The sequence below is a fragment of the Streptomyces sp. NPDC051677 genome, from assembly GCF_044453465.1.
In the GTDB taxonomy this organism is placed as follows: domain Bacteria; phylum Actinomycetota; class Actinomycetes; order Streptomycetales; family Streptomycetaceae; genus Streptomyces.
Genome location: NZ_JBITCT010000055.1, coordinates 45,263 through 63,455, shown reverse-complemented (window position 1 = coordinate 63,455; position 18,193 = coordinate 45,263). Strand labels below are relative to the sequence as shown.

The following is an 18,193-nucleotide window of genomic DNA, read 5'->3' as shown; positions in this document are numbered from 1 at the left end:
GGCGGCCAGCGCCAGTGCGTGGCCATCGCCCGCGCCGTCTACTTCGGCGCCCGCGTGCTGATCCTGGACGAGCCCACCGCGGCCCTCGGCGTCAAGCAGTCCGGCGTGGTCCTCAAGTACATCGCCGCCGCCCGCGACCGCGGCCTCGGCGTCATCTTCATCACCCACAACCCCCACCACGCCTACATGGTCGGCGACCACTTCAGCGTCCTGCGCCTGGGCACCATGGAACTCACCGCCTCCCGCGCCCAGGTCAGCCTCGAAGAACTCACCAACCACATGGCAGGCGGCGCCGAACTCGCAGCCCTCAAACACGAGTTGTCCCAGGTCCGCGGCGTCGACGTCGAGGAACTCCCGGAGGCCAAGGACCTCACCGCTCCCGTGGCGGGCCCGGCGGAGGGAACGCCCTGACATGGCAGACGCTCTCGACCGCATCCGCATCGGCTCGGCCCCCGACTCCTGGGGCGTGTGGTTCCCCGACGACCCCCGGCAGGTGCCCTGGGAACGGTTCCTGGACGAGGTCGCCGAGGCCGGCTACTCCTGGATCGAACTCGGCCCCTACGGCTATCTGCCGACCGACCCGGCCCGTCTCACCGACGAGGTGGCCCGGCGGGGGCTGAGCGTCTCGGCGGGAACGGTCTTCACCGGCCTGCACCGCGGGCCGTCCGTCTGGGAGTCCACCTGGGCGCACGTGAGCGAAGTGGCCGTGCTCACCCAGGCGATGGGCGCCCGGCACCTCGTCGTCATCCCGTCCTTCTGGCGGGACGACAAGACGGCCGAGATCCTGGAGCCGCCGGAGCTGACGGGCGAACAGTGGGCCCATCTCACCAAGGGCATGGAGCGGCTGGGCCACGAGGTGAAGGAGACGTACGGCCTGGACCTCGTCGTCCATCCGCACGCCGACACGCACCTCGACACCGAGCCCCACGTGGAACGATTCCTCGACTCCACCGACAGCGAACTGGTCAACCTCTGCCTGGACACCGGTCACTACGCTTACTGCGGCGGCGACAGCGTCCAGTTGATCGAGACCTACGGCGAACGCATCGGCTACCTCCACCTCAAGCAGGTCGACCCGGAGATCCTCGCCGACGTCGTCCGGGACGAGATGCCGTTCGGGCCCGCCGTCCAGCGCGGGGTGATGTGCGAACCGCCGTCCGGCGTGCCGGAGTTGGAGCCGGTCCTGGTCGCGGCACAGCGGCTGGGCGTCGAGCTGTTCGCGATCGTCGAGCAGGACATGTACCCGTGCGAGCCGGACGCCCCGCTGCCCATCGCGGTGCGCACCCGGAAGTTCCTGCGGTCCTGCGGGGCGTGAGCGGTCGCTGACCAGGCGCGTCGCGCCGTCGCCGACAGGCGGTGGCGCGCCCGCGCTCGTATGGTGGTGGTGATGGGCCGCATGCGGCCCGTGCCCCCTTGGTGCGGCTGTGCGGCGCAACCTCCTCATGCGGGAGAAGGCCCATGACACACCCGTACATGCGACTGCGCAGGGGGATCCTCGTCGCCACCGTGGTGGGGGCGTTGGCGGTGCCGACCGCGGGCGGGGCGACGGCACTGCCGTCCTCGCCCGCCGAGACGGCCACCGCCGCCGAACCACCCTCGCCGTCCTCTTCCGAGGACGGCGTCGTCGACCTCACCCCCGCCGTGCAGCAGCAGGTCGACGCAGCCGTCCAGCGGGTCATGAAACAGGCGAACGTGCCCGGGGTGAGCGTCGGCATCTGGACGCCCGACAAGGGCCAATACGTGAAGTCCTTCGGCGTCCGCGACAAGAGCACCGGTCAGGAGATGGCTCCGGACCTCTTCATGCGGATCGGCAGCGAGACCAAGACGTTCACCGTCACGGCCGTCCTCCAGCTGGTCGACGAGGGGAAGGTCGGCCTCGACGACCCCATCGGGAAGTACATCGACGGCGTGCCGAATGGTGACAAGATCACCCTGCGGCAGCTGGCCGGCATGCGCAGCGGACTGTTCAACTACTCCGCCGACCCGGACTTCTACAAGGCCCTGACGACCGATCCCGACCGGCCGTTCACTCCGCAGCAGCTGCTCGACTACTCCTTCAAGCACCCCGTGCTGTTCCAGCCGGGAGAGAAGTTCTACTACTGCAACACCAACCTGATCCTGCTCGGCCTGGTCGTCGAGGAGATGAGCGGCTCGCACCTCAACGACTACATCCACGAGCACATCCTGGACCCCGCCGGCCTGAAGGACACCCTGTTCCCGACCGGCAACGAGTTCCCGACCCCGCACTCCCAGGGCTACACGAACCAGACCGCGACCGGGCAGATCGAGGACTCGGCCGACTGGAACCCCTCCTGGGGCTGGGCGGCCGGCGCGATGATCTCCACGCTGGACGACCTGCGGATCTGGGCACGCACCGTGGCCACCGGCGTTTTTCCCGACGGCGACCGCATGGTCAGCGCCGCCACCCAGAAGCAGCGACTGATCACACCGGCCACCCCCATCCCGGGCACCGGATACGGTCTCGGCATCTTCAACGTGCAGGGCTGGATCGGCCACAACGGCTCGCTGCCCGGCTACGAGTCGCTGACCATCTATCTGCCGTCGGCGCAGGCGACCCTCGTCGTCGTGCTGAACACCGACGTCAACTACAAGAACCAGGAGCCGAGCACCCTGTTCGGCGACGCGATCACGACGATCGTCTCCCCGAACCACGTCTTCAACCTGCCGGCGGAACCGGCGGCGCGCTGAGAACGTTCGGACAGGTGCAAGGTGCGGAGCGGGAAAGGGGAGGGTGAGATGCACGAGGACGAGCAGCCCGACATCACGGAGGCCCAGCGCAAGGCCCGGTTCGGCGCGCTGCCGGAGCGGATCAGCCCGGCGGACATGGTGGAGGAACGGCCCGCCCTGCCGAAGGACCCCTCGCGGGACCACTACGACCCCGACGAAGTGACCGTTCGCTACGGCCTGTGAGAGCCGTTCGGCACGGCCCGCGAGCGTGGAGAAGGGCGACCGGGAACAGCGTTCCCCGGTCGCCCTCGCCCGTGCAGGCTCAGGAGGCCCGCACCTCCGCGATCGTCACCGGCCGGTGCTCGTGCAGGGACAGCGTGCAGGCGTCCGCGATCCAGCCCGCCTCCAGGGCGTCCTCGATCGTGCAGGGAGAGGGGCGGGAGCCGGCCACGACCTCGGTGAACGCGGTGAGTTCGGCGCGGTAGGCGGCGGTGAAGCGGTCCATGAAGAAGTCGTGCGGGGTGTCGGCCGGGAAGGTCACCCCGGGCTCCACCGAGCGCAGCGGAAGCTTGTCCTCCAGGCCCACGGCGATCGAGTCCGTGAACCCGTGGATCTCCATCCGCACGTCGTAACCGCGGGCGTTGTGGCGGGAGTTGGAGACCACCGCGATCGTGCCGTCGTCGAGGGTGAGGATCGCGCCGGTGGTGTCGGCGTCGCCGGCCTCCTTGATGTAGTCGGCGCCCCGGTTGCCGCCGACCGCGTACACCTCGGTCACCTCGCGGCCCGTGACCCAGCGGATGATGTCGAAGTCGTGCACGGAACAGTCCCGGAAGATGCCCCCGGACGCGGCGATGTACGCGGCTGGCGGCGGGGCCGGGTCCAGCGTGGTCGAGCGGACCGTGTGCAGCTTGCCCAGCTCGCCGGCCTGCACCGCCGCCCGCGCGGCGACGAAGCCCGCGTCGAAGCGGCGGTTGTAGCCGATCTGGATGGGGACGGCGGAGCCCTGGACGGCCTTGAGGACGGCCACGCCCTCGCTCATCGTCCTGGCGACGGGCTTCTCGCAGAAGACGGGGACGCCCGCCTCCACGGCGGCCAGGATCAGACCCGGGTGCGCGTCGGTCGCCGCGGCGATCACGACACCGTCCACGCCGGCGGCCAGCACCGCCTCGGGGGAGTCCGCGACCTCGGCGCCGAACCGCTCGGCCGCGTTCTTGGCGGCCTCCGCGAACGGGTCGGCGACGACAAGCGACTCGACGGCGTCGAGTCCGGAGAGGGTCTCGGCGTGGAAGGCGCCGATGCGGCCGAGGCCGAGGATTCCGATGCGCATGGGGGTCACAGCTCCTAGCGAGTCGTACAGAGGCATACAGGGAGACGGGGGAGAAGCGGGTTAGTCGAGTCCGCCGAGCACGTTCTGGTCCCAGTCGATCACCGAACCGGTCACCACGCCCGACCGGTCGGACAGCAGGAAGACCACGAAGTCGGCGATCTCGTCCGGCTGGCCCAGCTTGCCCATGGGCAGCCGGGCGGCGGCCTGCTCGCGCCAGTCGTCCCCGGCGCCGTGGAAGGACTTCTGAGTCGCGTCCTCGCCCTCGGTGGCCGTCCAGCCGATGTTCAGGCCGTTGATCCGGACCCGGTCGAAGCGGTGGGCGTGCGCGGCGTTGCGGGTCAGACCGACCAGGCCGGCCTTGGCGGCGACGTACGGCGCGAGAAACGGCTGACCGCCGTGCGCCGAGGAGGTGATGATGTTGACGATCGTGCCGGGCGCCTCACGGGCCAGCATGTCCGCCACCGCCGCCTGCATGGCGAAGAACGGCGCCTTCAGGTTGATCGCGATGTGCTGGTCGAACAGCTCGGGCGTGGTGTCGAGGAGTGTTCCCCGCGACGTGAGCCCGGCCGAGTTCACCAGGCAGTCGACCCGGCCGTACGCGGCGGCCGTCTCGGCCACCGACGCCTTCGCCTGCGCTGCGTCCGCCAGGTCGGCCCGGACGAAGAGCGCCTTGCCGCCCGTTGCGGTCAGCTCCGCCACCAGGGCCTCGCCCGGTTCCGGCCGCCGTCCGGTGACGGCGACGAGCGCGCCCTCCCGGATCGCGGCCCGCGCGATGGCCGCGCCGACTCCCTGGCTGCCGCCGTTGACGAGGACGACCTTGTCGTCGAGAAGTCCCATGTGCGGAGGTTCCTTTCAGCTGGTGCGCCGCATGGCGCCGGCCCGCAGCTCGTCGCGGAGCGCCTGCGGGGTCCACTCCTCGTGCAGCGCGCGCCGGACGACGTCCGCCTGCGAGGGCGGGGCCAGACCGTCGACGGGCGGGTCGCTGTCGAGGTTGGTGGGGAAGGGGTAGCCCTCGGCGCTCGCCGCGATCACGTGCTCCAGCCACTCCTCGCCCACGCCCTGTGCCCGGCGCTCCAGCAGCACGGGGAAGACCGCGTTGGCCACCGCCTCCCGGTCCACGGTCTCCATCGCCCGCCCGAAGGCCGAGGACACCTGGAGCAGGTTGGCCATCCGCCGTACGTCGGCGGTGCGGTTGGCGCCGGCGGCGTGCAGGACGGCCGGGTTGAAGAAGGCCGCGTCGCCCTTCGCCAGGGGCAGTTGGACGTGGTGCTCGTCGAAGTACTCCTGGAACTGCGGCAGCCGCCACGCCAGATAGCCGGGCTCGAAGGTCTGCGAGTACGGCAGATACAGCGTCGGGCCGGACTCCACCGGCATGTCGCAGTGCGCGACCGCACCCTGCAGCGTGAGCACCGGGGAGAGCCGGTGGACGTGCGCCGGGTAGGCGGCGGCCGCCTCGTCGGAAAGGAACCCGAGGTGGTAGTCGCGGTGCGGGCGCTGCGCCGCGCCGCCCGGGTTCACCACGTTGACCTGGGAGGTCACCTGGTAGCCGGGACCGAGCCAGGCCCGGGAGACCAGCGCGAGGACGTCGTTGGCGTAGTACTCGGCGAACGCCTCCGGGTCGTACCGGGCGGCCTTCTCCAGGGCGTTCCAGACGCGGTCGTTGGCGCCGGGCTTCGCGAAGTGGTCGCCGGCGGTCGCACCCGAGGCGTGCTGCTCGGCGATGAGCGCGTCGAAGACGGCACTGGTCCGGTCGACGACCGCCGGATCGGGGAAGGCGCCCCGGAAGACGACGACACCGGGGCCGTCGGTCAGGGCCCGCACCAGCTCGGCGCGCACCGCACGCTCCGCTCCGGCGGCGCGCAACCGCTCACCGTCGTAGACGAGGACGTTCTTCTCGACGGCAGTGGCGTGCGGGAAGTCGCGGGGGTCGGTTCCGCGCTCGACGAGCGGGCGGAACACGTCGAGGTCGCAGTCCTGCTCGGTCAGCCAGGCACGGTCCCCGGCACGGCCCTGCGCGGAGGAGAAGGACATCCTTGTCCCTTCGATGACAACGGCGGCTCAGCGCTGCCATTCTTGTCATGACAAAACCATCGAGCAACCAGCAGACAGCCATCAAAAACCCCTCAAGCAGACCTCTCGCCGAACCCTCCACCAGACCTCCCAGGAGCCTTCCGTGGGCCACCCCTTCCCCATCCGCGAGATCGCACGTCAGGCGGGTCTCAGCGAGGCCACCGTCGACCGGGTCCTCAACGGCAGGGGAGGGGTGCGCGAGTCCACCGCGCAGGAGGTCCAGCGGGCCATCGCCGACCTCGACCGCCAGCGCACCCAGGTCAGACTCGTCGGCCGCACCTTCATGATCGACATCGTGATGCAGGCGCCGGAACGCTTCACCACCGCCGTCCGGGCCGCCCTGGAGGCCGAGCTGCCGTCCCTGCACCCGGCCGTGCTGCGCTCCCGCTTCCACTTCCGGGAGACCGGACCGGTGCAGGAGCAGGTCGCGACCCTGGACCGGATAGCCCGGCGCGGTTCCCAAGGAGTGATCCTCAAGGCGCCGGACGTCCCCGAGATCGCCGCCGCCGTCGGCCGGCTGGTGGCCGTCGGCATCCCGGTCGTCACCCTCGTCACGGACCTGCCCGCCAGCGCCCGCCTCGCCTACGTCGGCATCGACGACCGGGCCGCCGGCGCCACCGCCGCCTACCTCATGGGCCAGTGGCTCGGCGACCGTCCCGGCCATGTGCTGACAAGCCTGAGCAGCGGGTTCTTCCGCAACGAGGAGGAGCGCGAGATGGGCTTCCGGAGTGTGATGCGGGCCCGCCATCCCGAGCGGGCGCTCGTCGAGATCACCGAGGGGCAGGGGCTGGACGCCACCCAGTACGACCTCGTCCGGGCCGCACTGGAACGCGATCCGGACATCCGCGCCGTCTACTCCATAGGCGGCGGCAACATCGCCGCCCTGCGCGCCTTCGCCGACCTCGGCCGCGAGTGCGCCGTGTTCGTGGCGCACGACCTCGACCACGACAACACCCGGCTGCTGCGCGAGCACCGGCTGTCCGCCGTACTCCACCACGACCTGCGCCACGACGTGCGCGAGGCCTGTCACACGGTGATGCGGGCCCACGGCGCGCTGCCGCCGGCCGGGCCCCTGCTGCCGTCGGCGATCCAGGTGGTCACCCCGTACAACATGCCGCCCCAGGCGACGGCCGGCTGACGCGGGCCGCCGCCTGGGGCGCGGGCTGTGCACTGCGCGGGGCTGTGTTGCCCGGTGCTCCTCGGTGCGGTGCTGATCCGATCAGTGCTGCAGTGCCGGCGCCTTGGCGGCCGGGGTGACGCGGGTCGCGCTGCGGTACGTCGAGACGCCCACGGCCAGCAGCCAGTAGCTGAGGACGGCCCCCATCAGCGCGGTCGTGCCCCAGCCGTTCGCCGCGTAGAAGAAGGCGGGGTCGTTGCCGAAGAACAGCGACGGCACGAACGCCAGGTTGATCCCGGCCAGGACGTACGCCGAGCGGCCGGTCCAGCGCGGCAGCAGACGGGTCCGGGAGACGGCGTACCCGAGGGCGGTCAGGAACAGCGCCAGCATGAGGCGGGAGATCGACCCGTACAGGATGTAGGTGCCGCTGACGTCGATGGTCGGATCGATGGGATGGTCGACGGCGATGACCGCGCCGGCCTCCAGGCCCATCGAGACCAGGGTGACCGTGGCGTAGACGAGACCGGTGGAGAAGGCGATCGAGCCGACCCACTCATGGGCGGGGCTGACCCGCCGCACCAGTTCGCGCAACGCCGTCACGAACACGACCAGCGCGGCCAGCGCGACGATCCCGATGAGCAGCCGGGACAGCACGTTGCCGTCCGGCGGCGGGCCGTCGTAGACGAAGTACAGCGGCACCTGGACGATGAGCGCGACCGCGGCGACGACGGCGGCGAGGCCGGTCAGGCGGCGGGCGACGACTTCGGACATGGGGCTCCCCCGAGTTCTCGGTGTGGCGGAATCGGTGTCGGCGTCCGCGTGTTCGTGCGCTCGCTCGCCGACCCTTGAAGCCTGCCGTCTTCGGGGCGCGCGGTCCCTGGGCCTGAGGACCGAACCGGGGGTGTTCCCAGGGCCACCCCTACGGGTGGACGTCCACCCAGGAGCCGCTCCGGGCGGACCGGGTCATCGCCTCCAGCACGGTCGCGCTGTGCACCGCGTCCGCGAGCGTCGCCCCGTGCGGGGCGCCCTCGGCGACCGAGCGCAGGAAGCGGTACGCCTCCACGACCTTCAGGTCGTCGTAGCCCATGGCGTTCGCCGCGCCCGGCTGGAACGCGCCGAACTCGCCGTCGCCCGGGCCGACGTACACCGTGCTGACCGGCTGGTCCTGGTACGTCGTGCCACGGCTGACGCCCAGTTCGTTCATCCTCCGGAAGTCCCAGAACACCGCGCCCTTGGTGCCGTGCACCTCGAAGCCGTAGTTGTTCTGCTCGCCGACCGAGACCCGGCAGGCCTCCAGCACACCCCGCGCGCCGGAGGCGAAGCGCAGCAGACAGTTGACGTAGTCCTCGTTCTCGACCGGGCCGAGCTCGCCGCCGGCGGCACGGCTGTGGCCCGCCGTCGCCCCTGTCGGGCGGGCCCGCTCGGGCACGAAGACCGCGGTGTCGGCCGTCAGGGACGTGATGTCGCCGAGCAGGAAGCGGGCCAGGTCGACGCCGTGCGAGGCCAGGTCGCCCAGGACTCCGCTGCCGCCCCGCTCCCGCTCGTACCGCCAGGTCAGGGCGCCGTCCGGGTGGGCCGCGTAGTCGCTGAAGAGGCGGATGCGGACATGCGTGACCGTGCCGAGGTCACCGGAGGCGATCAGGTCGCGGGCGGTCTCCACGGCGGGCGCGTTGCGGTAGTTGAAGCCGACCGTGCCCTGGACGCCGGCCTTGGCCACCGCGTCCGCCACGGCCCCGGCGTCCTGCGGGGTGAGGCCGACCGGCTTCTCGATCCAGATGTGCTTGCCGGCCTCGGCCATCGCGACACCGATCTCGCGGTGCAGGAAGTTCGGCGCGGTGATGCTCACGGCCCGCACCCGGGGATCGGCGGCCACCTCACGCCAGTCGCGGGTGGTGGCGGCGAAGCCGAACTGGTCGGCGGCCTCCTCCGCCCGGCCGGGCACCTCCTCGGCGACGGTCACGAGCTCCGGACGCAGGGCCAGCCGCGGATAGTGGTGCCGGACGCGGGCGTACGCCTGGGTGTGCACCCGGCCCATCCAGCCGAACCCGACGACGGCGACGCCGATCGAACCCACCGACCCCGCTGAACTCACCGAACCCACCGACCCGACCATTGACAGCCCCTCTTTGGACCGATCCATCTACTTTCCCGGCCACCCTGAGGGCGGTTCGCCAAGGGTGTCAAGCCTTGCGGGACCCTTTGACAACCGCTCAGCCGCATGGAACGGTCCAATCATGAGACCGCCGACCATCCGCGACGTGGCCGTCCGGGCCGGAGTGTCCAAGTCGTTGGTCTCCCTCGTGCTGCGCGGCTCCGGTCAGGTGCGCGCCGAGAAGCGGGAGGCCGTCCTGCGGGCCGTGCGCGAGCTGGGCTACCGGCCCAACGCGGCCGCGCGCAGTCTCAGCGAGCAGCGCACCCTCCCTCACTCCGGGCTGCGCTCAGGCGGGGGGACCCCCATGGTCGGCGTCCTCCTGCACGACCTGCGCAACCCCTGGTACGTCGATCTCCTGGACGGCCTCAACTCGCTGCTGCACGCCGCCGGCCTGCACATGCTGCTCGCGGACGCCCGGCTGAACCGCCGCGTCGGGCAGGACCCGGCCGGTCCGTTCCTCGAACTCGGCGCCGACGGCCTGGTCGTGGTGGGGACGCTGCCCGACCCGGCGGCGCTGGGCGCGGTCGCCGAGCGGATCCCGGTCGTCGTCGCGGGCGCCCGGGAGCCCGTCCCGGCCGGGGTCGACGTCGTCGCGGGCGACGACGAGCAGGGCGCGCGGCTGGTCACCGAGCACCTCCTCGGCCTTGGGCACCGCCGGATCGCGCACATCGCGGGCTACGGCGCGGTCGGCGAGCTGCGTCGGCGCAGTTTCGAGGCGGCGATGCGGGCGCACGGGGCGGGCGAGGCGCTGATCGAGCTCAGCGACATGACGGAGGAGGGCGGTCACCGGGCCGCCGTACGGCTGCTGAGTCGTCCGGACCGGCCCACGGCCGTGTTCGCCGTCAACGACATCGCCTGCGTCGGCGCCCTCTCGGCGGCCGAGGAGATGCGCCTGCGGGTCCCCCGGGACCTGTCCGTGGTCGGCTACGACAACACGAGCACGTCCCGGCTGCGGCACCTCTGGCTGACCACGGTCGACAACGCCGGCCACGAGGTCGGACGCCGGGCCGCCCGCTTCCTTCTGGACCGGTTCGAGGGGCACGGGGGAGCGGGACGCGTGCGGCTGGCCGCGCCCGTGCTGGAGATCAGGGACACCACGGCGCCCCCGCTCGGGGACTGAGCGCACACGCACACGGGGGACTCCCGTGCGCCGGACACGGCGGACAAAATTGTTGACAATCTTGTCTGGCTAGATTTAGGTTCGACACGCACTCACTCAGGGAGGGCAGCCATGCCGAAAGAAGCCCGTCCGAGCACCGGGGAGCAGGCCAAACAGCATGCGCTCGCGCAGCTGCGGCAGGCGATCCTGCACGGCGAGATGGCGCCGGCGCAGCGGTTGGTGGAGAACGAGCTCGCCGAGCAGTTCGGTGTGACGCGGGCCAGCATCCGCGCGGCTCTGATCGACCTGGAGTCCCAGGGACTCGTCGAGCGGATCCGCAACCGGGGTTCACGGGTGCGGCTGGTGACCGTGGACGAAGCGGTCGCCATCACCGAGTGCCGCATGGTCCTCGAAGGGCTCTGCGCGGCGAAGGCCGCCGTCGCCGCCAGCGACGAGCAGCTCGACGAGCTGACGGAGCTGGGCACGGCGATGACCAAGGCCGTGGCCGACGGTGAGCCGGTGACGTACTCCGAGCTCAACCAGGAACTGCACGCCAAGGTGCGCGAGTTCTCCGGCCAGCAGACCGCCGTGGACCTGCTGGAGCGGCTCAACGCCCAACTGGTGCGCCACCGCTTCCAGTTGGCGCTCAGGCCGGGCCGGCCGCAGCACTCCCTGAAGGAGCACCTGGCCATGATCGAGGCGATCAGGGCCAGGGACCCGCAGGCGGCCGAGACGGCCGTCCGCGCCCACCTCACCAGCGTGATCGAGGCGCTGCGCGACTGACAGCCGCGCGGCCGAGAGCCGCTGACAGGGCGGGCGTCAACCTGTCACCGAGGAGACCGCAGCAATGACCCAGGCCAACGCGCCCGCCACGCACCCGCCCCGATCGACCCTGGTCGTCACCGCGCACGCCGGGGACTTCGTGTGGCGGGCGGGCGGCGCCATCGCCCTGGCCGCCTCCCGCGGGGAGAAGGTCACCATCGCCTGCCTCACCTTCGGCGAGCGCGGCGAGTCCGCCAAGGCCTGGCGCGAGGGCAGGAAGCTGGAGGAGATCAAGGCGATACGCCGGGACGAGGCGGAGCGCGCCGCCGCGGCCCTCGGCGCCGAGGTCCGCTTCTTCGACGCCGGGGACTACCCGCTGGTAGCCACCGCCGAGTTGACCGACCGACTCGTCGCCGTCTACCGCGAGACCCAGCCCGACGTCGTCCTCACCCACCCGGTCGAGGACCCCTACAACGGCGACCACCCGGCCGCCAACCGCATGGCGCTGGAGGCCCGCGTCCTCGCCCAGGCCGTCGGCTACCCGGGCGAGGGCGAGATCATCGGCGCCCCGCCGGTCTTCTACTTCGAGCCGCACCAGCCCGAGATGAGCGGCTTCAGGCCCGAGGTGCTGCTCGACATCACCGAGGTGTGGGACGCCAAGCGCAAGGCCATGGAGTGCCTCGGCGCCCAGCAGCACCTGTGGGAGTACTACACCGACCTCGCCGTCCGCCGGGGCGTCCAGCTCAGGCGCAACGCCGGCCCCAATCTGGGCCTGGCTCACAAGACCATGGCCGAGGCGTTCATGCGTCCCTACCCGCAGATCGCGAGGGAGCTGGCGTGAGCGGCGTGATCGTCACCAACCCGCCGAAGGCGGACCTGAAGGACGTCGACGCGCTGGCCGGTTTCGGGGTGGCCACCGTCAGCGAGGCGATGGGCCGAACCGGCCTGCTGGGCCCGCAGATCCGGCCCGTCCAGCAGGGCGTGCGGGTCGCGGGCACCGCCGTCACGGTGCTGAGCTGGCCCGGCGACAACCTCATGATCCATGCGGCCGTGGAGCAGTGCGGCGAGGGCGACGTCCTGGTCGTCACCACCACCTCGCCGTGCGCGGACGGTCTGTTCGGCGAGCTGTTCGCGACCGCCCTGAAGCAGCGCGGGGTGCGCGGTGTCGTCATGAACACCGGTATCCGCGACACCCAGGAGCTGCGGGAGATGGGCTTCGCCGCCTGGTCCCGGGCGGTCTCCTCGCAGGGCACGGTCAAGGCCACGGGCGGCTCGGTCAACGTGCCGATCGCCGTCGACGGCCAGGTGATCCGCCCGGGCGACGTGGTTCTCGCCGACGACGACGGCGTGGTCGTCGTACCCCGCGAGCGCGCCCGCGAGACCGCCGAGAGGTCAAAGGCCCGCGAGGCCAAGGAGGCCGCCACCCGCGCCGCCTTCCTCGACGGACAACTCGGCCTGGACCGCTACGGGTTGAGGGAGACGCTCAAGCGGCTCGGCGTCGAGTACAGGACATACGAGGAGTACACGACATACGAGGAGCGCGACGAGCATGAGGGGGAGCGGTCGTGACCGGAGGGCCCGAGGGGGTGCCCTGCCTGCTGATGCGGGGCGGCACCTCCAAGGGCGCCTACTTCCTCGCCGACGACCTCCCCGCTGAACCGGTCCTGCGCGACGACCTGTTGCTGCGGATCATGGGCAGCCCGGACCCGCGCCAGATCGACGGCCTGGGCGGTGCGCACCCGCTCACCAGCAAGGTGGCCGTGGTCTCGACCTCGCCCGACCCGCGCGCCGACGTCGACTACCTCTTCCTTCAAGTGGCCGTCGACAGGCCCGAGGTGAGTGCCCGTCAGAACTGCGGGAACATCCTCGCCGGCATCGGCCCGTTCGCCGTCGAGCGTGGACTCGTCGCGGCGGGGGAGGAGTCGACGTCCGTCCGCATCCGGATGGTGAACACCGGCGACTACGCGACGGCGACCTTCCCGACCCCCGGCGGCCGTGTCGACTACACGGGAGACGCCGAGATCTCGGGTGTGCCGGGGCGGGCCGCGCCCGTGATGATCGAGTTCCCGCCGGGCGCGCGCCCGCTGCTGCCCACCGGCAACGTCCGGGACGAGATCGACGGCGTCCCCGTGACCTGCGTGGACAACGGCATGCCGACCGTCCTCGTCGCGGCCGGCTCGCTCGAGGTCACCGGATACGAGTCGCCCGGGGACCTGGAGGAGGACGGGGCGCTCGCCGACCGGCTGCGCACGATCCGGCTGGCGGCGGGCCGGCTGATGGGCCTCGGCGACGTCTCGGACGCCACCGTCCCCAAGGTCACCCTGCTCGCCCCGCCCCGGGGCGGCGGCGCCGTCACCACCCGCACCTTCATCCCTGTGCGCTGCCACCCCTCCATCGGTGTCCTCGGCGCGGCCGGCGTCGCCGCGAGCCTGCGGATCGAAGGGGGCGTGGGCGCGGAGATCGCGGAACTCAAGCCCGACAGCGACCGCGTGCGCATAGAACACCCCACCGGATTCCTCGACATGGAAAGCAGCCTCGGAACCACTCCCGACGGCCTGCCCGCCGCCCGTCGCACGGCCGTGGTCCGCACGGCCCGCAAGCTCTTCGACGGCGTCGTCTTCCCCCGACCGGCCGAGACGGCGCCGATGCCCCCGCAACCCCTTGGAGGTCAACGATGACCCCGCCGCTCGGCGACATCGCCCACATCGGCCACGCGCAGCTCTTCACCCCGGACCTGGACGCCAGCGTCGCCTTCTTCACCGACTACCTGGGGCTCACCGTCAACGAGCAGCGCGACGACACCGTCTACCTGCGGACCTTTGACGACTACGAGCACCACAGCCTGGTGCTCACCGCCCGCGAGCAGCCCGGCCTCGGCCGGCTCGCCCTGCGCACCTCCAGCGAGGAGGCCCTCCACCGTCGTGTCGAGGCGGTCGAGGAGGCGGGCGGCACGGGCCGCTGGGTCGAGGACGAACCCGGCCTCGGCAAGCTGTACGTCACCGCCGATCCGGACGGCCATGAGCACGCCCTGTACTGGGAGAGCGAGCACTACCGGGCCCCCGACGAGCTGCGTCCCGCGCTGAAGAACCAGCCGCAGGCCAAGCCCAACCGGGGCGTGGGCGTACGGCGGTTGGACCACGTCAACTTCCTCGCCGCCGACGTGCTCGCCGGCGCGGAGTTCCAGCAACAGGTGCTGGGCGCCCGGCCGACGGAGCAGATCCGGCTCGACTCCGGTCGGATCGCGGCGCGTTGGCTGACGTACACGAACAAGTCGTACGACGTCGTCTACACCGAGGACTGGACCGGCGCCAGCGGCAGGCTGCACCACATCGCGTTCGCGACCGACACCCGCGAGGACATCCTGCGGGCGGCCGATCTGGCCATCGACAGCGGTGTGTTCATCGAGACGGGCCCGCACAAGCACGCCATCCAGCAGACGTTCTTCCTGTACGTCTACGAGCCCGGCGGCAACCGCATCGAATTGTGCAACCCGCTCACGCGGCTGGTGCTGGCGCCGGACTGGCCGCTGATCACCTGGACCGAGGAGGAACGGAAGAAGGGGCAGGCCTGGGGGCTGAAGACCATCGAGTCGTTCCACACCCACGGAACGCCACCTGTGTGTCGATGAGATTGTTGACAAAAACGTTGACGAATAATGACGGGAGTATCTAGCGTCGGGGCACCCCGCCCGCACGAGAGGAAAACAAGGATGTCCTCCTCCCCGTCCCCGTCCCCCTCCCCGTCCCCCGCTCCGTCCGCCCGTGGCGGCAGGCTGGCCCTGCTGGTCGTCGGTCTGTGCTGGCTGGCCGTGCTCTTCGACGGCCTCGACATGTTCATCTACGGCTCGGTGCTGCCGCACCTGCTGGAGACCAAGACCTTCGGCCTCACCCCGGACACGGCCGGGGACCTCGGCAGCTACGCCACCTTCGGCATGTTGGTCGGCGCCCTGACCGCGGGCACCGTCGCCGACCGGATCGGCCGCAAGAAGCTGATGGTCGGCTGTGTGGTCCTCTTCTCGCTCGCCTCCGGCGTGTGCGCGACGGCAGCCGGAGTCGAGGTCTTCGGCCTCGGCCGGACCCTGGCGGGCGTCGGCCTCGGCGGTCTGCTGCCCACTGCGATCAGCATGGTCTCCGACTACGCCCCGCGCGGCCGCGGCGCCCTGATCATCGGTCTGCTGATGACCGCCCACCACGCAGGCGGCATCCTCTCCGCCTACGTCGCCAAGTGGCTCATCGACCCCGTCGGCTGGCGGGCCGCTTTCTGGGTGTGCGTGCTGCCGCTGCTCTTCGCGCCGGTGCTCGCGAGGCTGCTGCCCGAGTCGCTGAGCTTCCTCGTCGCCAAGGGCCGCATGGAGGAGGCCCGCGCACTGGCCGCCCGCCACGACGTCGAACTGCCCGCCACGACGTCCGGCAGGCAGGGCGCGGCCGACCGCTGGAACGCCCTGCAGAACCTCTTCCGCGGCGGCGAACGGACCCAGACCCTGCTGTACTGGCTGGCCTCCTTCGGTGGCCTCCTCCTCGTCTACGGCGTCGCCACCTGGCTGCCCACCCTGATGCGCGCCGAGGGCTACGCGCTCGGCTCCGCCCTGTCCTTCGTGGTCGTCTTCAACCTCGGCGGCATCGTGGGCATGCTGATCGCCGGGCGCGCCGCCGACCGGTTCGGCGCCCCGCGCATCTCGGCGGTCTGGTTCGCGCTGACGGCCGCCGGCGTGTTCCTGCTGAGCGTCCACATGCCGACGAGCGTCACGATGATCGTCGTCTTCCTCACGGGCGTCTTCCTCAACAGCGCCCAGACGATGATCTACGCGACGGTCTCCATCCGCTCCCACCCCGACAACCGGGCCACGGCCGTCGGCTGGACCTCCGGCATGGGCCGCTTCGGCGCCGTCTTCGGCCCGTGGCTCGGCGGTCAGCTGCTCGCCGCGAACCACGGCGACTGGGGCTTCACCGCCTTCGCGATCGCCGGCCTGTCGTCCATGGTCTTCATCGGCATCGCGGCGCTACGCAGCTCCAAGCAGGCGCCGCAGGGCGCCGACCAGGAACTGGTGGGCGCCCACTAGCCGACCGGGAGTTCGCCGGCTGCGGGCGCGTGGGGGCTGGTCGCACAGTTCCCCGCGCCCCTGGGGACCCTGTCCGGCGCCGGTCCGTTCGAGGTGCGGTGGGGTGCGCCGGGCGTCACGCTCGTCGTATGGGTGAGCGTTGGGATGTTCGCCGGGCGGGCGCCAGAAACGCCTCGCACCGGGTGCTGATGATTCCGGGCGGCATGTGCACGACCGAGTTCTACGCGGACGTCATGGCCGAGCCGGCGGTGGCGGGGCTCGGAATGGTCGCGGTGACCCAGCCGGGGTTCGGCCGGACCGAGGCGCCCGAGGACGTGTCCATGGAGCACTACGCCCGGCTGCTGGCGCACTTCGCCGCCGAGGCCGGCTGCGACGCCGTCGTCGGGCACAGCCTGGGCGCGAACGTGGCGCTGGAGATGGCCGCGCTGGGCCTCTTCGACGGCCCGCTGGTGCTGCTGTCGCCGACCTTCTCGCGCGGCGACGAGGCGAGGTTCCTGACCGTGCTGGACGCCGTCGGCCGGGTGCCCGTGCTGGGCGGCGCGGCCTGGACGGCCATGCTCGGACTGATGCCCCGGGCGATGAGACGCGAACTGCCGCCGCAGCGCGCCGAGGCGCTGGCGGCGGTCATGGGCGGCAACGACCCGGTGGCCTGCCGCCGGATCGTACGGGGCTACTACGCCTACCTGGCCCGGTATCCGTCGCTGGCCCCGAGACTGTGCGGGGCGGGTGTGCCCGCCTGGGTGGTGCGCGGCGACCGGGACATGATCGGCCTGACGGACGGCGAGCGGCGTGACCTGCAGGCCTGCCCGCACGTCCGCATGGTCACCGTCGCCGACGCGGGGCACCTGCTCCTGGTCGAGCAGCCGGCCGCCGTCGCCGAGATCGTCGCGGAGGCGGCCACGGCGTCGGTGCGCTGAACGAGCCGTCGGGCGTCAGGCGTCGGGCGCCTCGGTCTGGGCCACCTGCCTGAGGTGACGGGCGATCAGGTTGTAGGTGGCGCGGGCCTTTACGTCGTCCTTGGCGTCGTAGCCGTGGTCGGCTCCGCTGACGTCGTGGAGTGCGACGAGGGCGCCCGCCGCGTCGAGCCGCTCGGCGTACCGTGTCGCCTCGTTCCTGAGCAGGTCGTCGTGGGCCGTGATCACCAGCGCCGGGGCGATGCCCTTGAGGTCGGCCGTGTCCGCGGCGCCCGCGGGCGAGACGAGCCGGTGGGCGCGCTCACGGGGGTCCGGGACATAGGAGGAGTCGAAGATCTCCCCCATCCAGGGTCGCAGCATCGGCTTGGCGACGGCGGCCTGCTTCTCCCTGGCGGCGGTCGCGAGATCCAGCGGGGGATAGTGCAGCACCTGGAGCGCGATCGACGGACCGCCCTGCTCCAGGGCCTGCCGGGCCACGGCGGCGGTGAGCGCGCCGCCCGCGCTCTGCCCGCCCACGGTGAGCCGCCCGCCGTCCCAGCCCTGCTCGGCGCCGTGCTCGGCGACCCACCTCACGACGTCGTACGCCTGCGTGGTCGGGGCCGGGAACGGGTGCTGCGGGGCGACGACGTACTTGACGTTGACCACGACCGCTCCCGCCTCCACGGCCAGCAGCCGGCACAGCGCGTCGTCCATCTCCGGCATCGACAGGACGAAGCCGCCGCCGTGGAAGTTGACGTGCACGGGGGGACGCGGCGCCGTCCCGGTCGGCGGCGCGTACACCGTGACCGGGGCCGGGGCGACGGAGGTCGGGATCGTCAACTGCCGTACGTCGCGCGGGTATTCGGGGAAACGGGACTGCCAGGCGGCCGTGGAGCCGGGGCCGCGGGAGCGCCGGCTCGCCAGCCGGTTGAGGCCCTGCATCGTCGTGGCGGCGCGGGCGGCCACCGCGGGTCTGGCCATGATGGACATGCGGGTTCCGTTCGTCGAGCCATACCGTCGATCGCC

The 18,193-nt window shown here is 71.7% G+C and carries 19 protein-coding genes; 13 read left to right on the top strand and 6 right to left on the bottom strand.

All coding sequences use genetic code 11. The features are described from left to right. The 4 genes from ACIBAF_RS41395 to ACIBAF_RS41380 all read left to right on the top strand — a co-directional run. Positions 1 to 411, top strand: a 411-nt coding sequence (locus ACIBAF_RS41395; RefSeq protein ID WP_399470586.1) for an ATP-binding cassette domain-containing protein, incomplete at its 5' end; no start/stop codon positions are given. Between the two features lies 1 nt (position 412). Further along, the gene (locus ACIBAF_RS41390) at positions 413 to 1,315 is read left to right on the top strand and encodes a sugar phosphate isomerase/epimerase family protein (RefSeq protein WP_399470584.1); all 903 of its coding nucleotides are present in this window, start codon (positions 413 to 415) and stop codon (positions 1,313 to 1,315) included. Between the two features lie 143 nt (positions 1,316 to 1,458). Further along, positions 1,459 to 2,709, top strand: coding sequence for a serine hydrolase domain-containing protein (locus ACIBAF_RS41385; protein ID WP_399470582.1), 1,251 nt, complete (start codon positions 1,459 to 1,461; stop codon positions 2,707 to 2,709). A gap of 48 nt (positions 2,710 to 2,757) precedes the next feature. After that, entirely contained in the window at positions 2,758 to 2,931 is a 174-nt protein-coding gene (locus tag ACIBAF_RS41380; RefSeq protein ID WP_399470580.1) for a hypothetical protein, read from the top strand. A 79-nt stretch (positions 2,932 to 3,010) separates the two neighbouring features. Here the strand turns inward: ACIBAF_RS41380 and ACIBAF_RS41375 are convergent, their stop codons facing one another. The 3 genes from ACIBAF_RS41375 to ACIBAF_RS41365 are packed head-to-tail and all read right to left on the bottom strand — an operon-like array spanning position 3,011 to position 6,046. Then, positions 3,011 to 4,015: a Gfo/Idh/MocA family oxidoreductase gene (locus tag ACIBAF_RS41375; RefSeq protein WP_399470577.1), complete on the bottom strand. Its 1,005-nt coding sequence runs from the start codon at positions 4,013 to 4,015 to the stop codon at positions 3,011 to 3,013. Between the two features lie 60 nt (positions 4,016 to 4,075). Further along, positions 4,076 to 4,852 carry an SDR family oxidoreductase gene (locus tag ACIBAF_RS41370; protein WP_399470575.1) on the bottom strand — a complete coding sequence of 259 codons (777 nt, stop codon included), beginning with the start codon at positions 4,850 to 4,852 and terminating at the stop codon, positions 4,076 to 4,078. A 15-nt stretch (positions 4,853 to 4,867) separates the two neighbouring features. Next, positions 4,868 to 6,046 carry a phytanoyl-CoA dioxygenase family protein gene (locus tag ACIBAF_RS41365; RefSeq protein WP_399470573.1) on the bottom strand — a complete coding sequence of 393 codons (1,179 nt, stop codon included), beginning with the start codon at positions 6,044 to 6,046 and terminating at the stop codon, positions 4,868 to 4,870. Positions 6,047 to 6,188: 142 nt separating this feature from the next. On the opposite strand from ACIBAF_RS41365, the gene ACIBAF_RS41360 reads away from it, so the two are divergent. After that, positions 6,189 to 7,223: a LacI family DNA-binding transcriptional regulator gene (locus tag ACIBAF_RS41360; RefSeq protein ID WP_399470571.1), complete on the top strand. Its 1,035-nt coding sequence runs from the start codon at positions 6,189 to 6,191 to the stop codon at positions 7,221 to 7,223. An 81-nt stretch (positions 7,224 to 7,304) separates the two neighbouring features. Here ACIBAF_RS41360 and ACIBAF_RS41355 read toward each other — a convergent pair whose 3' ends face one another. Both ACIBAF_RS41355 and ACIBAF_RS41350 read right to left on the bottom strand, forming a co-directional pair. After that, positions 7,305 to 7,973 (bottom strand): hypothetical protein, encoded by a 669-nt coding sequence (locus tag ACIBAF_RS41355; RefSeq protein WP_399470569.1) that lies wholly within the window; start codon positions 7,971 to 7,973, stop codon positions 7,305 to 7,307. Positions 7,974 to 8,121: 148 nt separating this feature from the next. Beyond that, the gene (locus ACIBAF_RS41350; protein WP_399470567.1) at positions 8,122 to 9,315 is read right to left on the bottom strand and encodes a Gfo/Idh/MocA family protein; all 1,194 of its coding nucleotides are present in this window, start codon (positions 9,313 to 9,315) and stop codon (positions 8,122 to 8,124) included. Between the two features lie 121 nt (positions 9,316 to 9,436). On the opposite strand from ACIBAF_RS41350, the gene ACIBAF_RS41345 reads away from it, so the two are divergent. The 8 genes from ACIBAF_RS41345 to ACIBAF_RS41310 all read left to right on the top strand — a co-directional run bounded on the left by ACIBAF_RS41345 (position 9,437) and on the right by ACIBAF_RS41310 (position 17,191). Then, positions 9,437 to 10,474, top strand: coding sequence for a LacI family DNA-binding transcriptional regulator (locus tag ACIBAF_RS41345; protein WP_399470565.1), 1,038 nt, complete (start codon positions 9,437 to 9,439; stop codon positions 10,472 to 10,474). A gap of 111 nt (positions 10,475 to 10,585) precedes the next feature. Then, positions 10,586 to 11,236: a GntR family transcriptional regulator gene (locus tag ACIBAF_RS41340; RefSeq protein WP_399470563.1), complete on the top strand. Its 651-nt coding sequence runs from the start codon at positions 10,586 to 10,588 to the stop codon at positions 11,234 to 11,236. A gap of 64 nt (positions 11,237 to 11,300) precedes the next feature. Then, complete coding sequence (locus ACIBAF_RS41335; protein ID WP_399470561.1) at positions 11,301 to 12,056, top strand: PIG-L deacetylase family protein; 756 nt, start codon at positions 11,301 to 11,303, stop codon at positions 12,054 to 12,056. Next, entirely contained in the window at positions 12,053 to 12,784 is a 732-nt protein-coding gene (locus ACIBAF_RS41330; RefSeq protein ID WP_399470559.1) for a 4-carboxy-4-hydroxy-2-oxoadipate aldolase/oxaloacetate decarboxylase, read from the top strand. The genes ACIBAF_RS41335 and ACIBAF_RS41330 overlap by 4 nt, the downstream gene beginning before the upstream one ends. After that, the gene (locus ACIBAF_RS41325) at positions 12,781 to 13,893 is read left to right on the top strand and encodes a 4-oxalomesaconate tautomerase (protein ID WP_399470557.1); all 1,113 of its coding nucleotides are present in this window, start codon (positions 12,781 to 12,783) and stop codon (positions 13,891 to 13,893) included. Before ACIBAF_RS41330 ends, ACIBAF_RS41325 begins: the two co-directional genes overlap by 4 nt. Next, a complete protein-coding gene (locus tag ACIBAF_RS41320) occupies positions 13,890 to 14,843 on the top strand; it encodes a catechol 2,3-dioxygenase (RefSeq protein ID WP_399470555.1) in 954 nt (317 codons plus the stop codon). The genes ACIBAF_RS41325 and ACIBAF_RS41320 overlap by 4 nt, the downstream gene beginning before the upstream one ends. Before the next feature lie 81 nt (positions 14,844 to 14,924). Beyond that, a complete protein-coding gene (locus ACIBAF_RS41315) occupies positions 14,925 to 16,274 on the top strand; it encodes an MFS transporter (RefSeq protein WP_399470553.1) in 1,350 nt (449 codons plus the stop codon). Between the two features lie 128 nt (positions 16,275 to 16,402). Continuing rightward, positions 16,403 to 17,191: an alpha/beta fold hydrolase gene (locus tag ACIBAF_RS41310; RefSeq protein WP_399470551.1), complete on the top strand. Its 789-nt coding sequence runs from the start codon at positions 16,403 to 16,405 to the stop codon at positions 17,189 to 17,191. A gap of 15 nt (positions 17,192 to 17,206) precedes the next feature. On the opposite strand, the gene ACIBAF_RS41305 is transcribed toward ACIBAF_RS41310, so the two are convergent. Next, entirely contained in the window at positions 17,207 to 18,157 is a 951-nt protein-coding gene (locus ACIBAF_RS41305) for an alpha/beta hydrolase (RefSeq protein ID WP_399470549.1), read from the bottom strand. Between the last annotated feature and the right edge of the window lie 36 nt (positions 18,158 to 18,193).

Bases quoted from the DNA above. Each gene is read 5' to 3' on its own strand.
- ACIBAF_RS41385 (WP_399470582.1), top strand. From the start codon at position 1,459: ATGACACACCCGTACATGCGACTGCGCAGGGGGATCCTCGTCGCCACC.
- ACIBAF_RS41345 (WP_399470565.1), top strand. From the start codon at position 9,437: ATGAGACCGCCGACCATCCGCGACGTGGCCGTCCGGGCCGGAGTGTCC.
- ACIBAF_RS41375 (WP_399470577.1), bottom strand. From the start codon at position 4,015: ATGCGCATCGGAATCCTCGGCCTCGGCCGCATCGGCGCCTTCCACGCC.
- ACIBAF_RS41350 (WP_399470567.1), bottom strand. From the start codon at position 9,315: ATGGTCGGGTCGGTGGGTTCGGTGAGTTCAGCGGGGTCGGTGGGTTCG.
- ACIBAF_RS41335 (WP_399470561.1), top strand. From the start codon at position 11,301: ATGACCCAGGCCAACGCGCCCGCCACGCACCCGCCCCGATCGACCCTG.
- ACIBAF_RS41340 (WP_399470563.1), top strand. From the start codon at position 10,586: ATGCCGAAAGAAGCCCGTCCGAGCACCGGGGAGCAGGCCAAACAGCAT.
- ACIBAF_RS41305 (WP_399470549.1), bottom strand. From the start codon at position 18,157: ATGTCCATCATGGCCAGACCCGCGGTGGCCGCCCGCGCCGCCACGACG.
- ACIBAF_RS41380 (WP_399470580.1), top strand. From the start codon at position 2,758: ATGCACGAGGACGAGCAGCCCGACATCACGGAGGCCCAGCGCAAGGCC.
- ACIBAF_RS41355 (WP_399470569.1), bottom strand. From the start codon at position 7,973: ATGTCCGAAGTCGTCGCCCGCCGCCTGACCGGCCTCGCCGCCGTCGTC.
- ACIBAF_RS41365 (WP_399470573.1), bottom strand. From the start codon at position 6,046: ATGTCCTTCTCCTCCGCGCAGGGCCGTGCCGGGGACCGTGCCTGGCTG.
- ACIBAF_RS41315 (WP_399470553.1), top strand. From the start codon at position 14,925: ATGTCCTCCTCCCCGTCCCCGTCCCCCTCCCCGTCCCCCGCTCCGTCC.
- ACIBAF_RS41310 (WP_399470551.1), top strand. From the start codon at position 16,403: ATGGGTGAGCGTTGGGATGTTCGCCGGGCGGGCGCCAGAAACGCCTCG.
- ACIBAF_RS41320 (WP_399470555.1), top strand. From the start codon at position 13,890: ATGACCCCGCCGCTCGGCGACATCGCCCACATCGGCCACGCGCAGCTC.
- ACIBAF_RS41390 (WP_399470584.1), top strand. From the start codon at position 413: ATGGCAGACGCTCTCGACCGCATCCGCATCGGCTCGGCCCCCGACTCC.
- ACIBAF_RS41370 (WP_399470575.1), bottom strand. From the start codon at position 4,852: ATGGGACTTCTCGACGACAAGGTCGTCCTCGTCAACGGCGGCAGCCAG.